The following is a 19,196-nucleotide window of genomic DNA, read 5'->3' as shown; positions in this document are numbered from 1 at the left end:
CGACATCGGGGCGCGTGGACAGGACCTGACCGAACTTGATGTAGGCCGGGCCCAGGGCGGTCAGCGCCCGGGTGGCCGGCGGCATGTTCGGGTCGCCCTTGTAGCCCAGCCATTGGAACGGTTTGCCTAAGGTGTGGGCAAGGATCCGCAACGCGCGCGGAGCCTCGAACGCGTCCAGCACCACGTTCATGGCGCCGGTGCGTTCCAGCGTGGCGCCCGTACGGATCAGGCGGATGATGTTGTGGGGGCCGCGCATGCGTCAGATCTTCCAGCCGGAATGCAGGGCGGCGATGCCCATGCTGAGGTTGCGGTATTTCGCGTTCTCGAACCCGGCGGCGCGCACCATGCCCAGAAAGGTATCCTGATCTGGGAACTTGCGGATCGATTCAACCAGGTATTGATAGCTGTCGCGGTCATTCGCGATCAGCTGCCCCATGCGCGGGATCACGTTGAAGCTGTAGAGGTCATAGAGTTTCTGCAGCCCGTCATTGGGCAGCTGGCTGAATTCCAGCACCATCAGTCGCCCGCCGGGTTTGAGCACGCGGTAGGCCTCGTTCAGAGCCTCTTGCGGGCGGGTCACGTTCCGGATGCCGAAGGAAATGGTGTAGACGTCGAAGGTGTTGTCCTCGAAGGGCAGGGCCATCGCGTCGCCGACCACCCAGTCCAGGCTGTCGGCCATCTGCGCAGCCTCAGCGCGCTTGCGGCCCTCGATCAGCATCGGCTCGGTCAGATCCAGAACGTTGGCATGGCCGTGGCCCGCGCGTTTGAGGAACCTGAATGAGATGTCGCCCGTACCGCCCGCCACGTCCAACAGGCGCTGGCCAGGGCGTGGCGCCAGCCAGTCCATCATCGCGTCCTTCCAGACCCGGTGGATGCCCATCGACATCACGTCGTTCATTACGTCGTATTTCGACGCGACCGAGTTGAATACGCCCTGCACGCGCCCGGCCTTTTCGGCCTCGGGGACGGTTTCGAAACCGAAATGAGTGGTCTTGTCGCTGTTGTCGGACATAAGCCTTGCCGTTCGTCGAATTTCGTCTCTGTTATAGGGCCTGGAAACCGGGGCACAATGCGGCCCTTTGGAATAGGAGCCGTCTAATGCCCGAATTGCCCGAGGTCGAGACAGTAAGACGCGGCCTTGCCCCGGCGATGGAAGGCGTGGTTATCGAAAGGGCGGACGTGAACCGCCCCGATCTGCGCTGGCCGTTCCCCGAGCGGATGGCCGAACGGTTGACCGGCCAGCGGGTCGAGCGTCTGCGGCGGCGGTCGAAATACATCCTGGCCGATCTGAGCGGCGGCGAGACTCTGTTGATTCACTTGGGCATGTCGGGCCGCATGACCGTGTCGGGCGATCCGCTGGGACAGTTCGTACATCATCATCCGATGCCGCAGAAGCATGACCACGTGGTGTTTCACATGGCCAATGGTGCGCGCATCACCTTCAATGACCCGCGCCGGTTCGGGGCGATGGATCTGATGCCCACGGCCACCGCCGAGCAGCACAAGCTGCTGGCCGTGCTGGGGCCGGAACCGCTGGGCAACGATTTCAACGAAACCTATCTGATCGACGCCTTCCGCGGCCGGTCCACACCGGTCAAGGCGGCGCTGCTGGATCAGAGAATCGTTGCCGGGCTAGGAAACATCTATGTCTGCGAGGCGCTCTACCGCGCCAGAGTGTCGCCACGTCGCAAGGCGGGTCAGATCTCGGCCGGGCGTGTCGGAGCCCTGGTTCCGGTGATCCGGACGGTGCTGACCGAGGCCATCGAGGCCGGTGGATCCTCACTGCGCGATTTCCGGCAAGCCGATGGAGAGCTTGGATATTTTCAGCACAGTTTCGACGTCTACGGGCGCGAGGGCCAGCCCTGCCGGACCGAGGGCTGCGGGGCCGAAATCCGCAGAATCACCCAGTCGGGGCGGTCGACCTTCTATTGCGCGCAATGCCAAAGATAGCTTGATCCGAGTTTTTCGCGTGGTAAGGAATTGGACCTGAACGGAACAACCGAAAGCTCAGACCTCATGGCTTTTGAGACGATCATCGTCGAAATCGAAGACCACGTCGCCCTTATCAAGCTCAACAGACCCGATGCGTTGAATGCGCTGAACACTCAGCTTCTGGGTGAGCTGTGCGAGGCGCTCGAGGACGCGGATACCAATGACAAGGTGCGCTGCATCGTCATCACCGGATCGGAAAAGGCATTCGCCGCAGGCGCGGACATCAAGGAGATGTCCGAGATGAGCTTTGTCGATGTCTACACCAGCAACCTTTTCGCAGACGCCAATGACCGGATTACCGCGATCCGCAAGCCGATCATCGCGGCGGTTGCGGGCTATGCGCTGGGCGGCGGGTGTGAGCTGGCCATGATGTGCGATTTCATCATCGCCGCAGACACCGCTAAGTTCGGCCAGCCGGAAATCAATCTGGGCGTCATCGCCGGGATGGGCGGCAGCCAGCGCCTGACGCGGTTCGTGGGCAAGTCCAAGGCGATGGACATGAACCTGACCGGCCGGTTCATGGATGCCGAGGAGGCCGAGCGCTCGGGCCTCGTGTCGCGCGTGGTGCCGGCCAAGAAGCTGATCGAAGAGGCGACCGGCGCGGCCCAGAAGATCGCCGAGAAATCGCTGCTGACCGCGATGGCCGCGAAAGAGGCGGTCAACCGCAGCTACGAGGTGCCGCTGAGCGAGGGCATGCTGTTCGAGCGGCGCGTGTTCCACTCGATGTTCGCCACCGAGGATCAGAAAGAGGGCATGGCCGCATTCCTTGAAAAGCGCGCGGCCCAGTTCCGCGACAAATAGGTGGCGCCGAGAGGACCGTTGGATCAGGCGGGCGCTGCCCGCCTTTTTCTTGGCGGACAACAAGGCCGAGAATCGGCTTGGCAAAGCCTGAAAACTTGGCTATTGACCGCGACCATACATGCGCGTGCGGCCCGCTTGGCCCGATTCACACTCGTGATTTCTGATCCGGTGCGGGGATATCCGTGACGTGCAACCCTAGACAAACGTACCGAACAAAGGTCAGAGACACATGGCAAACTCGCCCCAGGCAAAGAAGCGCGCTCGTCAGAACGAGAAGCGTTATGCAATCAACAAAGCACGTCGTTCGCGCATCCGCACCTTCCTGCGCAAGGTCGAAGAAGCAATCGCATCCGGCGACAAGGAAGCCGCAACCGCAGCCCTGCGCGCGGCCCAGCCCGAACTGATGCGCGGCGTCACCAAAGGCGTGTTCCACAAGAACACTGCAGCCCGCAAAATGTCGCGCCTGTCGGCACGGGTCAAAGCGCTGGGCTGACTTTACGTCAACAATCGTTGACGATTTACGAACAAAAAGGCGTCGCCCCGTGCGGCGCCTTTTGCGTTGTTGCCAGAATGCCGCGCCTTCACAAAACCGAGAGATTCTTTCGCCCGAAGACCCGAGTCAATATCAGAGTTTCGTTGCCCGGCCCCTCTGCCTCTTGCTACGACATATTCAGCGATTCACTCGCTTGGGGGGACAGGCTGTTTCCGCGATCTGACCGACGGGCATCGGAAGGGTTCGGGGACGAATGTCGGCGACCGGTTCTGCCGGGTTCGTCGATCTGCTCGGGATCTCGGGTCTGCCGGTGATCTTGGCCCTGTCAATAAATTGCAATCTGTGGCGCGCTCTGCCGGCCCAGCATCCGTGGATTCGGATGTGCCAGAACAGAGCGTTGGCGGAAAGCACGTTTCTGACGCCAGACCGACCGGTTTTGGCGAGCCGGAAGTTGTTGTCGAGTGAACGCGAAAGAGCCGGGAGACCGGTTACAAAAAAGGCCGGCTGGCCAATAAAGATGGGATGCGTGAGGCGCTGGATGACACAAGAAAAATGGGGACAACTGCGTAATAAATTGCTCAAGGCTGTGGGCCGGAACAATTTTACGACCTGGATCGAACCTCTGGAATTTCAGGAATTGAAAGGTGGCGTGGCCGTATTTTCAGTTCCGACCAACTTCATGGGCAACTACGTCAGCCAGAATTTCGCTGACCTCATCCTGTACGAACTGAACACGGCCGGAGAATCGGTCCAGCGCCTGGCGTTCCGCGTGGCCGCGAATTCGCCCGCACGCCCCGCAGCCCCCGCCGTGGAAAACAAGCCCCAGCCTGCCGAAATCGACATGCCGGTTGAAGCGTCGGTCGCGAATGATGCGCTCGAGTCGTTGCAGGCCGCACCGCTGGACACGCGCTTTACCTTCGACAGCTTCGTCGTCGGCAAGCCCAACGAACTGGCCCATGCCGCCGCGCGCCGTGTTTCGGAAGGCGGCCCCGTCACCTTCAACCCGCTGGTTCTGTATGGCGGCGTCGGACTGGGCAAGACGCACCTGATGCACGCCATCGCGTGGGAGCTGAAGACCAAACGCCCCGAGCTAAACGTGCTGTACCTGTCGGCTGAACAGTTCATGTACCGCTTCGTACAGGCCCTGCGCGAACGCCGAATGATGGATTTCAAACACCTGTTCCGCTCGGTCGACGTGCTGATGGTCGATGACGTGCAGTTCATCGCCGGTAAGGATTCGACGCAGGAGGAATTCTTCCACACCTTCAACGCGCTGGTGGATCAGAACAAGCAGATCATCATCTCGGCCGACCGCGCGCCGGGTGAGATCAAGGACCTGGAAGAGCGGGTCAAGTCGCGCCTGCAATGCGGCCTGGTGGTTGACCTGCATCCCACCGATTACGAATTGCGCCTGGGCATTCTGCAGACCAAGGTCCAGCAACACACCAAAACCTATCCCGATCTGAAAATCGCCGATGGCGTTCTGGAATTCCTGGCCCATCGCATCTCGACCAACGTGCGCGTTCTGGAAGGGGCACTGACCCGGCTGTTCGCCTTTGCCTCGCTGGTCGGTCGCGAGATCGACATGGAGCTTACGCAGGACTGTCTGGCCGACGTGCTGCGCGCCTCCGAGCGCAAGATCACCGTCGAAGAGATCCAGCGCAAGGTTTCCGACTATTACAACATTCGCCTGTCCGACATCATCGGGCCGAAACGCCTGCGGTCCTATGCCCGGCCGCGTCAGGTGGCGATGTATCTGTGCAAGCAGCTGACCAGCCGGTCGCTGCCCGAGATTGGCCGCCGCTTTGGCGGGCGCGACCACACCACCGTCATGCACGGCGTCAAACGCATCGAAGAGCTGAAGCTGACCGACGGTCAGATCGCCGAAGATGTCGAGATGCTGCGCCGCGCGCTCGAAGCCTGAGCCCCTGCAATTCGGCAAACCGCCCCGGCCCTGCGCGGGGGCGGTTTTTCTGTGCGCATTTTTCCACGATTTCCCCGGAACTGCAGTGCAGGGCTGCGCGGGACCTTGACGGTTTGCACGTTCCGACACAGAAAACGGTAAAAAATCCTTGTGCCTCAGGGCTGAACCGCTAATTTGCCAGTCCCGCCCATGTAAGCACTCAAATCAGAGGAATTGAGGGTATGAAGATCAGCATCGAACGCGGCACGCTGCTCAAGGCCGTTTCGCAGGCCCAATCCGTTGTGGAACGCCGCAACACGATTCCAATCCTGGCCAACGTGCTGATCGAGGCCGAGGGCGATCAGGTTCTGTTCCGCGCGACCGATCTGGATATCGAGGTGGTCGACAAGGCCCCCGCGCAGGTCGAGAAGGCGGGTGCAACCACGGTTGCGGCCACGACCCTGCACGAGATCGTGCGCAAGCTGCCCGATGGCGCGCTGGTCACGCTGACCGCCGACAGCGCGGCGGGGCGACTGACGGTCGAGGCGGGGCGGTCGAACTTCTCGCTGGCGACCCTGCCGAAAGAGGATTTCCCGGTGATGGCGTCCTCGGAGTACCAGTCGAACTTCACCGCTTCGGCGGCCCTGCTGCGGCGGCTGTTCGACAAGTCGAAATTCGCCATCTCGACCGAAGAGACGCGGTATTACCTGAACGGTGTCTACATGCATGTGGCCGATGGCCCCGAAGGCGGAAAGGTTCTGCGTTGCGTGGCCACCGACGGCCACCGCCTGGCCCGGATTGACGCCGATCTTCCGGCGGGGGCCGAGGACATGCCGGGCGTGATCGTTCCGCGCAAAACGGTGGGTGAGCTGCGCAAGCTTTTGGAAGATGACGACATGGATATTGCGGTGTCGGTCAGCGAAACCAAGGTGCGCTTTGCCACGCCCGACATCACGCTGACCTCGAAGGTGATCGATGGAACCTTCCCCGACTACACCCGCGTGATTCCGCAGAACAACACCCGCAAGCTGGAAGTGGACGCGGCAGAATTTGCCCAGGCCGTCGACCGGGTGGCCACCGTATCGTCCGAGCGGTCCCGTGCGGTCAAACTGCAGTTGGAAAACGACAAGCTGGTCCTGTCGGTGAATGCGCCGGACAGCGGTGCGGCCGAGGAAGAACTGGCCGTGGCCTATGGCGACGAACGGTTGGAAATCGGGTTCAACGCCAAATACCTGCTGGAAATCGCAAGCCAGGTGGACCGCGAGAACGCGGTGTTCCTGTTTAACTCGGCGGGCGACCCGACCCTGATGCGCGAAGGCAATGACCAGAGCGCGGTCTATGTCGTGATGCCGATGCGCGTCTGATCGCGCGGGCGCGGGGTGCGTCCGGAGCGCGTGTTTGTGCAAGGATGAAGGGAGGGGTCATGGCTTTGGCCCTGACCGAATTGAAGGTTTCGCATTTTCGGTCGCACAAGCTGGCGCGATTGGCGCTGGACGGGCGGCCGGTGGCCTTGTACGGACCGAACGGGGCCGGCAAGACCAATATCCTCGAAGCAGTATCCCTGTTTTCGCCCGGCCGCGGCATGCGCCGGGCCAGTGCCGCCGAGATGACGCGCCGGCCCGAGGCGCTGGGCTGGAAGCTGAGCGGTCTGCTGGACGTTCAGGGCCGCCGGTCCGAGATCGAAACCTGGTCGGAGGGAGGTGCGGCGCGGCAGGTTCGGATCGACGGAAAGGCAGCCAGCCAGATCGATCTGGGCAAGCTGTCGCGGGTCGTCTGGCTGATGCCCGCGATGGACCGGCTTTGGATCGAAGGCGCCGAAGGCCGACGGCGCTTTCTGGACCGGGTGACGCTGAGTTTCGACCCAAGCCATGCCGAGGCGGCGTTGACCTATGAAAAGGCCATGCGCGAACGGAACCGCCTGCTGAAAGAGCAGGTGCGTGACGCGCATTGGTACGCGGCGCTCGAGGCACAGATGGCCGAAACCGGGCATCGCATTCATACTGCGCGGCTGGGTGCTCTGGCGCAGTTGCGCGCAGCGCAGGAACAGGCCGAGACCGCCTTTCCCTCGGCGGAACTGGAACTTGTTCAGTCCGAAGGGGACATGCCCGAAAGCGCGCAGGATCTGTTGGAGGCGTTGGCCGAAAGCCGGTTCCGCGACCTGTCGGCGGGGCGCACATTGGTGGGGCCGCACCGGTCGGATCTGCACGGGGTCTATGCGGCCAAAGGCGTTGCGGCCAGTGAGTGTTCGACCGGAGAGCAGAAGGCGCTTCTGGTGTCGCTGATTCTGTCCAATGCGCGGGCACTGGCCGCGCAGGTCGGGGCGCCGCCGATCCTGTTGCTGGACGAGGTGGCGGCCCATCTGGACGCAGACCGCCGGGCGGCGCTGTATGATGAAATCTGCGCGCTGGGGGCGCAGGCCTGGATGACCGGAACAGGCCCCGAGCTGTTTACCGAACTGGGCGATCGGGCGCAGTCTTTTGTGGTCAATGACGCGGGTGACGGCTCGACCGTCACCCCCGCCTGACCGGATCAGGCCGGCTCGCCGACCTTGCGTTCCCACAGGAACGGACGCATCACTTCGTCCACCGGTGTCCGGGCCATGTGGTTGACGTAGTTCGACATGGTTTTCTGCGCCAGGCCCAGGATCACGTCCAGAACAGCGCGGTGCGAATAACCCGCATCGAAGAACGCCTGCAACTGTGCGTCGGTCACGTTGCCGCGTTGGTTCATCACCTGAAGCGTGAACGTCCGCAGCGCCTCGAGCTTGGGCGAGGGCAGCGGGGTTTCATTGCGCAGCGCTTCGGTGATCTCGTCCGACACCTTCATCATCTTGGCGATGCCGGTATGGGCCGGAACGCAATAGTGGCATTCGTTTTCCACGTTGATGGTCTGCCAGACGACGGTTTTCTCGTCATTGTCGAAATCGGTCTGCAGGAACAGGTGGTGCAGAACCTGATAGGCCTCAAGGTGCTGGGGGCTTTCGGCCATGACCTTGTGCAGGCCCGGCAGGCGGCCAAACGCGGCCTGCGATTTCTCGAGCAGGGGTTTTGAGCCTTCGGGGGCGGTGTTCAGGTCATGCGAGGGGAATTCGGCCATTTCGGGTCTCCTTTTCTGGCGGCTGAGTCCGAAATAGGCTTTATTGAGTGATCACTCAAGTATATATTTGAGTAATCGTTCAAAAATTGGTGATCACATGCCCCGCAAACCTGCCTATGACCGTGACGCGCTGATCGCGCAGGCCCGAGACCTGTTCTGGCGTCAGGGCTGGGCGGGCACGTCCCTGAAGGATCTCGAGCGTGCGTTGAAGTTGAAGCCAGGCAGTTTTTACGCCGCCTTCGGGTCAAAGGATGCCTTGTATGCCCTGACGCTGGAGCGCTATGCGGATGAAGGTATTGCCCGGCTTGACGCCCTGGCCCGGGAGCTGGGGCCGCTGGGTGCGCTCAAAAACCAGCCGCGTTTGGTCGTCGAGGCTGCGAATGCGCCCGCAAAGGCCTGCATGCTGGCCAAGACCTATGCCGAGTTGAGCGCAAAGGACCACGATCTGGCGCAACTGGCCGCAACCCATCTGTCGCGAATGAAAGCCTGTTTCGCCGATCTGTTCCGGCAGGCGCAGGCGGAAGGGCAGATCGGAGCCGACCATGATCCCGAACGGCTGGCGGCGCGCTATCAATCCGACCTTTTGGGCCTGCGCCTGTCGGCCGAGCGCGGCGATGTCGATGCCCGCCAAATCGCCGCTGACATCGCCGCCGATCTGGATCGGTTGTGACCGTCTGAGGTCGGCCGAGCAACTCGGCCCGCGCCCGAAAGAACCGGCACAAAATCTGGGGGGATGACGTGACATTCCCCACCAGAGAACGTATAAGTTACCAAAATAATATAGGTACTGACGGCATGTCCGAAGACGCACAGGCAAATCAGGAATACGGCGCGGAATCTATCAAGGTTCTCAAGGGGTTGGAGGCTGTCCGCAAACGCCCCGGGATGTATATCGGCGACACCGACGACGGCTCGGGCCTGCACCACATGGTGTACGAGGTCGTGGACAACGGCATCGACGAGGCTCTGGCCGGTCACGCCGACCATGTGACGGTCAAGATTCACGCCGATTCCAGCGTCTCGGTCAGCGATAATGGCCGCGGGATTCCGGTGGACATCCACCCCGAAGAAGGCGTCTCGGCGGCCGAGGTCATCATGACCCAGCTGCACGCCGGCGGGAAATTCGACTCGAACTCCTACAAGGTGTCGGGCGGCCTGCACGGCGTGGGCGTGTCGGTGGTAAACGCCCTGTCCGACTGGCTGGAGTTGCGCATCTGGCGCAACGGCAAGGAACATTTCGCCCGGTTCGAACGCGGCGAGACCGCCGAGCACCTGAAGGTGGTTGGCGAATGTGGCGACCGGACCGGAACCGAGGTGCGGTTCCTGGCCTCGACCGACACGTTCTCGAACCTCGACTATTCCTTCGAGACGCTGGAAAAGCGACTGCGCGAGTTGGCCTTCCTGAATTCGGGCGTGCGGATCATTTTGATCGACGAGCGCCCGGCCGAGCGGCTGGAGACCGAGCTGTTCTACGAGGGCGGCGTCAAGGAGTTCGTGAAGTATCTCGACCGCTCGAAGACGCCGATGATGCCCGAGCCCATCTATATCACGGGCGAGCGCGACGAGATCGGCGTCGAGATCGCGATGTGGTGGAACGACAGCTATCACGAGACGGTCCTGCCCTTCACCAACAACATCCCGCAGCGGGATGGCGGCACCCATGTGGCCGGTTTCCGCGCCGCCCTGACGCGCACGATCAACAACTATGCCCAGTCCAGCGGGATCGCGAAGAAAGAAAAGGTCAACTTTACCGGCGATGACGCGCGCGAAGGTCTGACCTGCGTGCTGTCGGTCAAGGTGCCCGACCCGAAATTCTCGAGCCAGACCAAGGACAAGCTGGTCAGCTCCGAGGTGCGCCCTGCGGTCGAAGGGCTGATGAACGAGAAACTGGCCGAGTGGTTCGAGGAAAACCCCAACGAGGCCAAGACCATCGTCAGCAAGATCATCGAGGCCGCGCTGGCGCGCGAGGCCGCCCGCAAGGCGCGCGAACTGACACGCCGCAAGACGGCGATGGACGTGAACTATCTGGCCGGCAAGCTCAAGGATTGTTCCGAGAAGGATCCGTCCAAGACCGAACTGTTCCTGGTCGAGGGCGACTCGGCCGGTGGTTCGGCCCAGACGGGTCGCGATCGTCTGACGCAGGCGGTTCTGCCCCTGCGCGGCAAGATCCTGAACGTGGAGCGCGCGCGCTTCGACCGGATGCTGTCCAGTCAGGAGATCGGCAACCTCGTGATGGCGCTGGGCACCGGGATCGGGCGGGACGAATTCGACATTTCGAAGCTGCGCTACCACAAGATCGTCATCATGACCGATGCCGACGTTGACGGCGCGCATATCCGCACCCTGCTTTTGACCTTCTTCTATCGGCAGATGCCCGAGTTGATCGAAGGCGGCTATCTCTATATTGCGCAGCCGCCGCTCTACAAGGTTTCGCGTGGCAAGTCCGAGGTCTACCTGAAGGATCAGGCCGCTCTGGACGACTATCTGATCAACCAGGGGATCGAGGGCGCGGTGCTCAGGCTGGGGTCGGGCGAAGAAATCGTGGGGCAGGATCTGGCCCGCGTGGTCGACGAGGCACGGCAACTCAAACGCGTGCTGGATGCATTCCCGACGCACTACCCGCGGCATATCCTGGAACAGGCCGCGGTTGCGGGAGCCTTCGTACCGGGCGCGGTGGATGCCGACCTTCAAGGCGTGGCCGACAAGGTCGCTGCGCGGCTGGACCTGATCGCGCTGGAATACGAGCGCGGCTGGCAGGGCCGGATCACGCAGGATCACGGTATCCGCCTGGCCCGCATCCTGCGCGGCGTCGAGGAAGTGCGGACGCTGGATGGCCCGATGCTGCGATCCGGCGAGGCGCGCAAGACCGGCAGCTTCACCCAGAGCCTGCAAGAGGTCTATAGCCTGCCTGCAACGTTGGTCCGACGGGATCGGGTACAGGTGATCCACGGCCCGCTGGACCTGTTGCGCGCGATCCTGGAAGAGGGTGAAAAGGGTCTGTCGCTGCAGCGGTACAAGGGCTTGGGTGAGATGAATCCCGATCAGCTTTGGGAAACCACGCTGGACCCCGACGCGCGGACGCTGTTGCAGGTGCGTGTCGATGACATGGTCGAGGCGGACGACCTGTTCACCAAGCTGATGGGCGACGTTGTCGAGCCGCGCCGCGAGTTCATCCAGAAAAACGCTCTGAGCGTCGAGAACCTGGATTTCTGAGGTGATGTATGACCGCCCATAAGCTTGCGCTCGCCGCATAAGCTTGCGCGCTTTGCCCAAAAGTCTGCGCGTGGCGTCGTACTCGAGCGCCATGCCAGTTCTTTGGGAGATTTCTGGAAGCCGATACTCACACCCCGCGAGGGTTTGTAGATCCCACGCTTCATGGTGCGCCGTGACTATCGTGCGTCCTGTACTTTTAGATCAAGGTAGCTGCCCCGAGGCCCCTCAGCGGCCACTTCCCCTCACATCGCTTGCGATATCTGCCTGGACAACTCGGCCAGCGCTCGGCCCAACGCATTGGCAGTGGCCGGCGCGCCGGATCCGGCAATCGGCGTCACGATATCGAAACGCCGCACGAACTCGCGAACGGTTCCTTCAGGTGATGAGACCGCGTATTGGCCCGACAATTCGAAATTGCCGTCGGCGCGGGCATAGGCCTGATCGACACGCACATCCAGCCGAACATCCGGACCGGTATTCAGCGGCCAGGGTTCGGCCGCGACCGCTGCGCCAGTTCGTTCGCTCAGGCCGCGTGCCAGGGCCGAGGTCATGCCACGCGCCGGATCATCGGCCCATTGCGCGCGATTTTGCGTGAACAGTGCCCCACCTTCGCCTTGCGCCACGATATCCGATCCTGCGGCGTAGGCCGGCAACGAGACCTGTCTCACCTCGATCGTGCGTGACCGCAGGTTGGCGGTGCGCTCCCCAGGAGGTGCCGCAATCAAGTAGCGCGGATCGTTTGCACCTGAACAGGCCGACAAAAGGGCAATCGGCAAAAGCAGTATCGCAGCTTTTTTCATGTCATTTTCCAAAAACCAGGGAATTCGGGTTCCGTTCGATCTTGCGGGCCAGCAAAGACACCGCCTGCGCGGCGGCCTTGACCTCGCGCAGAACGCTCAGCGTCTCGGTATTGAACGTCGAGTTGTCCCCGTAAGCGGCCAGCAGGGCTTCGGACTGGGCAAGCAGGCGCTCCAGCCGGGCGGTTAGGGACGGCAGATCCTCGGTCGCCGCCGAAACGGCTTCGGCGGCGCTGCGGGCCGAGGCCATCGCGGCGTTGGCATTGTCCACCATTTCGCCCTCGCGCAGGCTGGTCAGGGTCGCCCGCACCTCGTCGAGCGCCTCAACCATCGCCCCGGGGAGCGCACGGGCGTCATCGGTTCCGATCAAAGCGTCGGCACTGGACATCAACTGATTGGCGGCCTGGATCAACTCTTCGGCTTCCAGCGCGTTGGCCTTGGCAGCCAGCGCGCGGAATTCATCGACCAGGGCGGGCAGTTCTTCCGAGGTCGCTGCCAGGTTCGCCGTGATCGTGCTGCCCTGTTCCAGCGCAGAGGTCAGATTGGCGACCGCCTGACCTCGCTCCAGTTCGGCCATTATGGACCGCAGGTCGGCAACCGCCGCCCGCAGCTCGGCCGGCAAGGCCTGCGTCTCTGGATCCGACACGAGCGCGCGGGTGTCCTGCAACAGCGCCACCGCCGCCTGTGGGGCCTGGCGGATGTTTTCATCCGAAATCAGCGCCTCGATGCCGGCCAAGGTGTCGACGGCCTGGGAAATCAACTCCTCGATCGGCAGGTTGCTGATCCGCTCCAACGCTCCTTCCGCCGTGGCTGTGAAATCCGGCAAATCCGACGGTGCGCTTGGCAACAGCGGGAACGGCTCGGCATCGCGCTGGAATTCCGCCGGATCCGCATCCTTCAGCGTCGCCAGTTCGACGAACAACTCGGAACTGAACAACCCGGACGAGGCAAGACGAGCCCGCATGCCGTTGGTGACGGCCTGTTCGAGAAAATCGAAAACCTCCTCTCCGCCCGCACCTTGCGGCAGTCCCATTAGCGCGGGGTCAAGCAACAGCTTCACGACCAGCCGCACCTCGGCTTCGTCGCTTTCGTTCTCGATTACGGCGTTGACACTGCCAACCTCGCCTACCGTAACCCCGCCCAGCTTGACGGCGGCGCCATTGGTCAGGCCGGCAACGGATTCATCGAAGGCAACGGCAACCTCGACCCCGCCGGATCGCGACCGGGCGAACGCCGTGCGTCGGGCAGACGCTTCGTCGGGGTAGATGTCGAAGACCGCGCCGGAACTGACCGGCCTGCCGCCCTCGAACACCGTGTCGAATTCGATGCCGCCTGCAACCAGCGAGGCGATGCTGTCCACGTCCAGCGACAGCCCACCTGCCCCGATTGAGACCGAAAACCCGGACGAATCCCAGAACCGCGTTGCCGAGTTGATGCGGCGGTCATGCGGGGCCTCGATGAAGGCGTCGACCACGATGCTGTCGCCACTGACCGTCAGACGCGGGCGTTCCAGCCGTCCGACCTCGATCCCGCGAAACAAGACCGGGGCGCCTTCGGAGACCATGCGGCCATCCTCGGTGCGCAGCGTGATCCGCCGGCCGGCCCGACCGGGGTGGGCCAGGGGTGGGCTGTCGGCACCTTCGAAGCGGGTGCGCGCCTTGCCGGTGGTCTGATCCCAAGCACCTTCGATATAAACGCCGGACAAGACGGTGCTGAGGCCGGATACGCCGCGCGCGCTGACCTCGGGGCGCACGACCCAAAAGGTCGCGTCCTCGTCAAGGTAGGGTGCAATCTCCTTGTCGATGCGGGCCCATACGGACACGCGCGACAGGTCATCGGCAAATCCCACATCCTCGACCTTGCCGATCACCACGTCCCGATAGCGGACGGTTGTGTCATCCGGGGTGATCCCCGAGGCGTTTTCGAAAGTGATCTCGATCAGAATGCCGCGATCGGCATAGGATTTCCACGCCACGCCCAGCGAAACCAGCAAGGCCACCAGCGGCACAAGCCAGATCGGCGACAGGTTGCGCCACATCGACGGGCGCGGTTCCGCAACATCCAGATCGGCAGGTTCAGGGGGGGTCATTCAGCGCTCCGGCTGTTGGCGGCCCAAATTAGCCGCGGATCAAAACTCTGGGCCGCCAGCATGGTAAAAGCAACCGACAATGCGAAACTTACCGCGGCAATACCGGGGCTGATGCTGGCTGCAAAGTCAAGCTGGACCAGCGCGGTCAGGATCGCCACGACAAACACGTCGATCATCGACCAGCGGCCGATGAACTCGACAATCTCGAACAGAACCAGCCGGCTGTGGCTGTCCAGAGTCGACGGGCGGCGCACCGAAATCGCCAGATATCCGATGGCCACGAATTTTGCGATCGGGATGAAGATGCTGGCGAAAAACACGATGAAACCGACCCCGAAAGCGCCATGGGCAAACAGTTCGACAATGCCGCCGATCAGCGTGCTTTCCGAACTGTGCCCCAGCGTGGTCGTGCGCAGCATCGGGTAGACATTGGCTGGGACATAGGCAATCAGCCCGGCAGCCAGCCAGGCCCAAACGGCTTGCAAGCTGGCCGGATCCGGCGGCGCAATCGCGCTGCCGCACAGGGTGCAAACCCCGGAGCGCCCGGGGTTGACGGCCCCGCACATCCGGCAGCCTATGAACCCTGCGCGGCTGGCGGTCAGGAATCGCTGCGCGTTTTCAGTGTTTTCCATACCGTCATCCTGCAGATTGCGCTGTCGGTCATCACCGTGACCACCAGCAGCGCCGCAAAGGACCAAAACGCCGGCCCCAAATCGACCCGGGCCAGGCCCGACACTTTGACCAGCGCAACCGCCACCCCGATTATGAAGATCTCGGCCATGGCCCAGGGCTTGATCCATTCCGCCCAACGATAGACTTCCACCGCGTGTTTGGCGGGACGCCACCCCAAGGCCATCGGCGCCAGCGTGTAGATCAGCGCACAGAACCGCGCCGCCGGCAGCAACACGATCAGGAAGGCCGTGGCAAAAGACAAAATGGCCATCGGCCCCTGCGAGAATGCCAGAACGGCATCGTACACCGACGCGCGATGCGACAGCCCCTGCGCGTTGAGTTCAAGAAACGGAAAGCCTGCCGCGGCCACAAGCAGTATCAACGCGGTCACCGACAGCATGGTGACACGTGTCATCGCACCCGATTTGGGCGCGGCCAGCACCGAGCCGCAGCACGCGCATCTGGCGATCCGGTACTTTGGCACGTCCCGGTCACGATGCAGCACATCGCACACGGGACAGGCAATCAGGTCATCAGTGTTCATCGTTCCGCCCTGAAACGGTTGCGCCGTCATTCGGGTGGAACCGATCCGTGCAACACGTCCTTGCCCACCCGCCTGTAGTTGACAAACGAATTCGCACTCATGACCACGAAAAAGCTGTCCATATCAATCAGTACATAACCCTTCTCGAGCAATGCGCGAGACAACGCCGTCACGTCGTCCTCGTAGAGACGCCGACGCCCGCACAATTCCCGCAGCAGCTTTTGAGGGATACGGTATCGACCCGAAGATTTTCCGCCGAATTCCCGCCCATAGAGTTCAGCTAGCTTTTCTGCGACCTGTTCCAGTTCCTGCATGCCATTTAGCCAAAAATTTTTGCCTATAGACAAAAAATTATCACCAATATACATCGGGCGCAACAGGCGAGGCAACGAGACGATGACCGATTCAACAGAAACCGTTCTGGAACCCGAAGATCTGTCCCAGCGGATCAAGGCCGCGGCGGATGAAGCGCGCGCCGAAGATCTTGTTGCCTTGCTGGACCCGCTGACCAGCAGCGAGGCGCTGCGCGAGCTGTTGCAGCTGACGCCGGTGGAGCGGGATACGGTTCTGCAGATCCTACCGGTCGAACTGGCAGCCGACCTGATCGAGGAAGCCCCCAACGAGATGGCCGTCGAACTGGTCGAACGGCTGGAACCGGATCGTGCGGCCGAGATCATCGAGCAGCTGGATTCCGACATCCAGGCCGACGTGATCGGCGAACTGGAAGAAGAGGACGCCGAGGCCATCCTGTCAGAAATGGACGAGGAAGAGGCCGCCGATGTCCGTCGCCTGAGCGCCTATGACGACGACACCGCGGGCGGCCTCATGATGTCCGAGGTGTTCAAGTTCCGCGACGATCAGACCGTCGGCAACGTTCTGCGCCAGTTGGCATCGGACGATGAGGATTTCGAGCGGTATCGTGGTCAGCACCCATATATCGTCGATGCGGATGGGCGCGCGGTCGGTGTGGTCTCGCTGCGCAGCCTGCTGACGGCGAAGCGCAGCGACAAGCTGACCACGATCATGGTGCCGCCCTTGACGGTTCCCGTGGATGCACCGCTGGACCAACTTGAGGACGTGTTTGACGAACACCCGTTCCTAGGCGTGCCGGTCGTCGATGAAAACGGCGTCCTGATCGGGGTGGTGTCGCGGACGGCGGTGGCCGACGCGATCCGCGAACGGTCGGAAAGCGAAAGCCTGAAGCGTCAGGGTGTGGTGGGCGACGAGCTGCGCTCGATGCCGCTGATGCTGCGGTCGCGCCGCCGTCTGGCATGGCTGACCGCGAATATCGGGCTGAACATCATCGCGGCCAGCGTGATCTCGGCCTATGAGGAAACTTTGGCGGCCGTCATCGCGCTGGCCATCTTCCTGCCGATGGTTTCCGACATGAGTGGGTGTTCCGGCAACCAGGCGGTGGGCGTCACCATGCGCGAACTCAGCCTTGGCCTGGTGCGCCCGATGGATGCATTCAGGGTCTGGGTCAAGGAAATCTCGGTCGGGGTCATCAACGGAATCGCGCTGGGTATCCTGATCGGGGTGGTCGCGTGGCTTTGGAAGGGCAACCCGGCGCTGGGGATCGTGATCGGCGTCGCGCTGGCCCTGAACACAATGCTGGCCGTGTCGATCGGCGGCGTGGTCCCGTTGCTGCTCAAGCGTCTGGGTCAGGACCCGGCTGCCGCCAGCGGGCCGCTGCTGACCACGATCACCGACATGGCCGGGTTCTTCTTCGTGCTCAGCCTGGCGACATTGCTGATGCCGTGGTTGGTGTGACACATGAAACAGAAACAGGACGGGACCATGGACAATACGACGCGGATCATAGGTTGGATGGAATACGTCGATCTACCCGACCTGCCGCTGAACAACATCAAGGCCAAGATCGACACCGGGGCGCTGACCTCGGCCCTGCACGCGATGGAGATCAAACGGTTTCTGCGCGACGGCCATCAATGGGTGTCGTTTCTGACCGAGGACACGGCTGGCGACGGCCTCGTAAAGATCGAAGCGCCCATCAAGGAAAGGAGGGACATCAAGAACACAAGCGGGGTGCCCGAGAACCGGATCGTCATCCGGACGACCATCAGGGTCGGCGATGAAACCTGGCCGCTGGATGTGTCTTTGACCGACCGCAGCAACATGAAGTTTCAAATGATCGTCGGCCGCGCGGCGCTGAAACAACATTCCATCGCCGTGCACACCAATCGCGCGCACCTGCTGCGCAAGAAACCCAGGAAACGCAGAGTAAAGGTAAGCCAATGAAAATTGCCATGCTGGCGCGCAATGCCAAACTGTATACCCACCAGCGCCTGAAGGCCGCCGCCGAAGAGCGCGGGCACGAGTTGGACATCATCGACACGCTGCGATGCTACATGAACATCGCCAGCCGCCGCCCCGAGATCTACTACAACGGGCAGAAGCTCACGGGCTATGACGCGGTGATCCCGCGGATCGGGGCCTCGGTCACGTTCTACGGCACGGCCGTGCTGCGCCAGTTCGAGATGATGGGCGTCTACCCGCTGAACGAAAGCGTGGCGATCGGACGGTCGCGGGACAAACTGCGCTCGATGCAGCTGCTGGCGCGCGACGGTATCGGGCTGCCTGTCACCACCTTCGCCCATGACCCGAAGCAGACCGAAGAGGTGCTGAAGCTGGCCGGCGGCGCGCCGATCGTGATCAAGCTGCTGGAAGGCACCCAGGGCATCGGCGTGGTTCTGGCCGATACCAACCGGTCGGCGAAATCCGTGGTCGAGGCGTTTCGCGGCGCCGGCGTGAACATCATGCTGCAGGAATTCATCAAAGAGGCCGGCGGAACCGATATTCGTGCCATCGTGATCGGTGGCAAGGTGGTGGCCGCCATGAAGCGCACCGGGGCCGAGGGCGACTTCCGCTCGAACCTGCACCGAGGCGGATCGGCGCAGGTGGTCAAGCTGACACCCGAGGAACGCGCCACGGCCGTGCGCGCCGCCAAGACCATGGGCCTGAACGCCTGCGGCGTGGACATGCTGCGCGCCAATCACGGCCCGGTGGTGATGGAGGTCAACTCGTCGCCCGGCCTGGAGGGCGTTGAAAAGGCGACCGGCCTGGACATCGCCGGCAAAATGATCGAGTTCCTTGAAAAGAACGCCAAAGCCGGGGCGACCAAGACCAAAGGCAAAGGCTGATCCATGAAGACGCGGCCTCATTTCACGATCGGAAAAACCAAGGTGGCGCCGGGGTCCCGGCTCACCGTGGATCTGCCGGTCAGCGTGCTGTCGGATCACACGCCGGTCACCATGTCGGCCCATGTCGTGCATGGCCGGTATGATGGCCCCACGCTGTTCGTCAGCGGCGGCGTGCATGGAGACGAGGTTATCGGCGTCGAGATCATTCGCCGTCTGTTGCGCGCGCCCAACCTGTCCACGCTCAGGGGCACGCTGATCGCGGTTCCGATCGTCAACACATTCGGGTTCATCAGCCACTCGCGCTACCTGCCCGACCGGCGGGACCTGAACCGCGTCTTTCCGGGCAGCGAACATGGATCGCTTGCGTCCCGGCTGGCGCATCTTTTCATGACCGAGATCGCGGCGCGGTCCGATCTGGGGATCGACCTGCACTCG

The 19,196-nt window shown here is 62.5% G+C and carries 19 protein-coding genes and 1 pseudogene; 12 read left to right on the top strand and 8 right to left on the bottom strand.

The features are described 5' to 3' along the window. Both AC2FNS_RS17515 and ubiE read right to left on the bottom strand, forming a co-directional pair. A pseudogene (locus tag AC2FNS_RS17515) lies at window positions 1-256 on the bottom strand (2-polyprenylphenol 6-hydroxylase); the annotation flags it as partial. A gap of 3 nt (window positions 257-259) precedes the next feature. Then, on the bottom strand, window positions 260-1,012 hold the full coding sequence (ubiE, locus tag AC2FNS_RS17510; protein WP_496712196.1) for a bifunctional demethylmenaquinone methyltransferase/2-methoxy-6-polyprenyl-1,4-benzoquinol methylase UbiE: 753 nt from the start codon (window positions 1,010-1,012) through the stop codon (window positions 260-262). Window positions 1,013-1,098: 86 nt separating this feature from the next. Between ubiE and mutM the strand changes: the two genes are divergently transcribed. The 6 genes from mutM (at window position 1,099) to recF (ending at window position 7,713) form a co-directional block, all read left to right on the top strand. Next, on the top strand, window positions 1,099-1,950 hold the full coding sequence (gene mutM / locus AC2FNS_RS17505) for a bifunctional DNA-formamidopyrimidine glycosylase/DNA-(apurinic or apyrimidinic site) lyase (RefSeq protein ID WP_496712195.1): 852 nt from the start codon (window positions 1,099-1,101) through the stop codon (window positions 1,948-1,950). A gap of 66 nt (window positions 1,951-2,016) precedes the next feature. Next, window positions 2,017-2,793 (top strand): acryloyl-CoA hydratase, encoded by a 777-nt coding sequence (gene acuK / locus AC2FNS_RS17500; RefSeq protein WP_496712193.1) that lies wholly within the window; start codon window positions 2,017-2,019, stop codon window positions 2,791-2,793. 229 nt (window positions 2,794-3,022) lie between these two features. Continuing rightward, window positions 3,023-3,286, top strand: coding sequence for a 30S ribosomal protein S20 (gene rpsT / locus AC2FNS_RS17495; protein ID WP_005979273.1), 264 nt, complete (start codon window positions 3,023-3,025; stop codon window positions 3,284-3,286). 538 nt (window positions 3,287-3,824) lie between these two features. Continuing rightward, window positions 3,825-5,210 carry a chromosomal replication initiator protein DnaA gene (gene dnaA / locus AC2FNS_RS17490; protein ID WP_496712191.1) on the top strand — a complete coding sequence of 462 codons (1,386 nt, stop codon included), beginning with the start codon at window positions 3,825-3,827 and terminating at the stop codon, window positions 5,208-5,210. Window positions 5,211-5,431: 221 nt separating this feature from the next. Then, window positions 5,432-6,553, top strand: a complete 1,122-nt coding sequence (dnaN, locus tag AC2FNS_RS17485; protein ID WP_496712189.1) for a DNA polymerase III subunit beta — start codon at window positions 5,432-5,434, stop codon at window positions 6,551-6,553. A 59-nt stretch (window positions 6,554-6,612) separates the two neighbouring features. After that, window positions 6,613-7,713 (top strand): DNA replication/repair protein RecF, encoded by a 1,101-nt coding sequence (gene recF / locus AC2FNS_RS17480; RefSeq protein ID WP_496712187.1) that lies wholly within the window; start codon window positions 6,613-6,615, stop codon window positions 7,711-7,713. A gap of 5 nt (window positions 7,714-7,718) precedes the next feature. Here recF and AC2FNS_RS17475 read toward each other — a convergent pair whose 3' ends face one another. After that, entirely contained in the window at window positions 7,719-8,285 is a 567-nt protein-coding gene (locus tag AC2FNS_RS17475) for a carboxymuconolactone decarboxylase family protein (RefSeq protein WP_496687559.1), read from the bottom strand. Between the two features lie 97 nt (window positions 8,286-8,382). On the opposite strand from AC2FNS_RS17475, the gene AC2FNS_RS17470 reads away from it, so the two are divergent. Next, entirely contained in the window at window positions 8,383-8,955 is a 573-nt protein-coding gene (locus AC2FNS_RS17470) for a TetR/AcrR family transcriptional regulator (protein WP_496712185.1), read from the top strand. A gap of 125 nt (window positions 8,956-9,080) precedes the next feature. Then, window positions 9,081-11,498, top strand: coding sequence for a DNA topoisomerase (ATP-hydrolyzing) subunit B (gene gyrB, locus AC2FNS_RS17465; protein ID WP_496687563.1), 2,418 nt, complete (start codon window positions 9,081-9,083; stop codon window positions 11,496-11,498). 242 nt (window positions 11,499-11,740) lie between these two features. Here gyrB and AC2FNS_RS17460 read toward each other — a convergent pair whose 3' ends face one another. The 5 genes from AC2FNS_RS17460 to AC2FNS_RS17440 are packed head-to-tail and all read right to left on the bottom strand — an operon-like array spanning window position 11,741 to window position 15,914. Next, window positions 11,741-12,298 carry a PqiC family protein gene (locus AC2FNS_RS17460; RefSeq protein WP_496712183.1) on the bottom strand — a complete coding sequence of 186 codons (558 nt, stop codon included), beginning with the start codon at window positions 12,296-12,298 and terminating at the stop codon, window positions 11,741-11,743. Window position 12,299: 1 nt separating this feature from the next. Next, window positions 12,300-14,384, bottom strand: coding sequence for an MlaD family protein (locus AC2FNS_RS17455; RefSeq protein ID WP_496712181.1), 2,085 nt, complete (start codon window positions 14,382-14,384; stop codon window positions 12,300-12,302). Further along, window positions 14,381-15,016 (bottom strand): paraquat-inducible protein A, encoded by a 636-nt coding sequence (locus AC2FNS_RS17450; RefSeq protein ID WP_496712179.1) that lies wholly within the window; start codon window positions 15,014-15,016, stop codon window positions 14,381-14,383. The genes AC2FNS_RS17455 and AC2FNS_RS17450 overlap by 4 nt, the downstream gene beginning before the upstream one ends. Continuing rightward, entirely contained in the window at window positions 14,983-15,600 is a 618-nt protein-coding gene (locus AC2FNS_RS17445; RefSeq protein WP_496687569.1) for a paraquat-inducible protein A, read from the bottom strand. The genes AC2FNS_RS17450 and AC2FNS_RS17445 overlap by 34 nt, the downstream gene beginning before the upstream one ends. Window positions 15,601-15,626: 26 nt before the next feature. Beyond that, window positions 15,627-15,914: a hypothetical protein gene (locus AC2FNS_RS17440; RefSeq protein WP_496687571.1), complete on the bottom strand. Its 288-nt coding sequence runs from the start codon at window positions 15,912-15,914 to the stop codon at window positions 15,627-15,629. Window positions 15,915-15,996: 82 nt separating this feature from the next. Between AC2FNS_RS17440 and mgtE the strand changes: the two genes are divergently transcribed. From mgtE to AC2FNS_RS17420, 4 genes are all read left to right on the top strand, one after another. Beyond that, a complete protein-coding gene (mgtE, locus tag AC2FNS_RS17435) occupies window positions 15,997-17,370 on the top strand; it encodes a magnesium transporter (protein WP_496712177.1) in 1,374 nt (457 codons plus the stop codon). A 3-nt stretch (window positions 17,371-17,373) separates the two neighbouring features. Then, window positions 17,374-17,859, top strand: coding sequence for an ATP-dependent zinc protease family protein (locus tag AC2FNS_RS17430; RefSeq protein WP_496681863.1), 486 nt, complete (start codon window positions 17,374-17,376; stop codon window positions 17,857-17,859). Further along, window positions 17,856-18,761: a 30S ribosomal protein S6--L-glutamate ligase gene (rimK, locus tag AC2FNS_RS17425; protein WP_496681862.1), complete on the top strand. Its 906-nt coding sequence runs from the start codon at window positions 17,856-17,858 to the stop codon at window positions 18,759-18,761. Before AC2FNS_RS17430 ends, rimK begins: the two co-directional genes overlap by 4 nt. A 3-nt stretch (window positions 18,762-18,764) precedes the next feature. After that, the coding region (locus AC2FNS_RS17420; RefSeq protein WP_496803927.1) for a succinylglutamate desuccinylase/aspartoacylase family protein at window positions 18,765-19,196 on the top strand (432 nt) is incomplete at its 3' end.

Source organism: Ruegeria sp. BHSA191, assembly GCF_059613325.1.
Note: the sequence above shows the minus strand (reverse complement) of the source record. Positions and strands in the feature narration are given on the sequence as shown.

Bases quoted from the DNA above. Each gene is read 5' to 3' on its own strand.
- AC2FNS_RS17470 (WP_496712185.1), top strand. From the start codon at position 8,383: ATGCCCCGCAAACCTGCCTATGACCGTGACGCGCTGATCGCGCAGGCC.
- acuK (WP_496712193.1), top strand. From the start codon at position 2,017: ATGGCTTTTGAGACGATCATCGTCGAAATCGAAGACCACGTCGCCCTT.
- gyrB (WP_496687563.1), top strand. From the start codon at position 9,081: ATGTCCGAAGACGCACAGGCAAATCAGGAATACGGCGCGGAATCTATC.
- AC2FNS_RS17445 (WP_496687569.1), bottom strand. From the start codon at position 15,600: ATGAACACTGATGACCTGATTGCCTGTCCCGTGTGCGATGTGCTGCAT.
- AC2FNS_RS17475 (WP_496687559.1), bottom strand. From the start codon at position 8,285: ATGGCCGAATTCCCCTCGCATGACCTGAACACCGCCCCCGAAGGCTCA.
- AC2FNS_RS17455 (WP_496712181.1), bottom strand. From the start codon at position 14,384: ATGACCCCCCCTGAACCTGCCGATCTGGATGTTGCGGAACCGCGCCCG.
- AC2FNS_RS17430 (WP_496681863.1), top strand. From the start codon at position 17,374: ATGAAACAGAAACAGGACGGGACCATGGACAATACGACGCGGATCATA.
- AC2FNS_RS17450 (WP_496712179.1), bottom strand. From the start codon at position 15,016: ATGGAAAACACTGAAAACGCGCAGCGATTCCTGACCGCCAGCCGCGCA.
- recF (WP_496712187.1), top strand. From the start codon at position 6,613: ATGGCTTTGGCCCTGACCGAATTGAAGGTTTCGCATTTTCGGTCGCAC.
- dnaN (WP_496712189.1), top strand. From the start codon at position 5,432: ATGAAGATCAGCATCGAACGCGGCACGCTGCTCAAGGCCGTTTCGCAG.
- rimK (WP_496681862.1), top strand. From the start codon at position 17,856: ATGAAAATTGCCATGCTGGCGCGCAATGCCAAACTGTATACCCACCAG.
- mutM (WP_496712195.1), top strand. From the start codon at position 1,099: ATGCCCGAATTGCCCGAGGTCGAGACAGTAAGACGCGGCCTTGCCCCG.
- ubiE (WP_496712196.1), bottom strand. From the start codon at position 1,012: ATGTCCGACAACAGCGACAAGACCACTCATTTCGGTTTCGAAACCGTC.
- dnaA (WP_496712191.1), top strand. From the start codon at position 3,825: ATGACACAAGAAAAATGGGGACAACTGCGTAATAAATTGCTCAAGGCT.
- mgtE (WP_496712177.1), top strand. From the start codon at position 15,997: ATGACCGATTCAACAGAAACCGTTCTGGAACCCGAAGATCTGTCCCAG.
- rpsT (WP_005979273.1), top strand. From the start codon at position 3,023: ATGGCAAACTCGCCCCAGGCAAAGAAGCGCGCTCGTCAGAACGAGAAG.
- AC2FNS_RS17440 (WP_496687571.1), bottom strand. From the start codon at position 15,914: ATGCAGGAACTGGAACAGGTCGCAGAAAAGCTAGCTGAACTCTATGGG.
- AC2FNS_RS17460 (WP_496712183.1), bottom strand. From the start codon at position 12,298: ATGAAAAAAGCTGCGATACTGCTTTTGCCGATTGCCCTTTTGTCGGCC.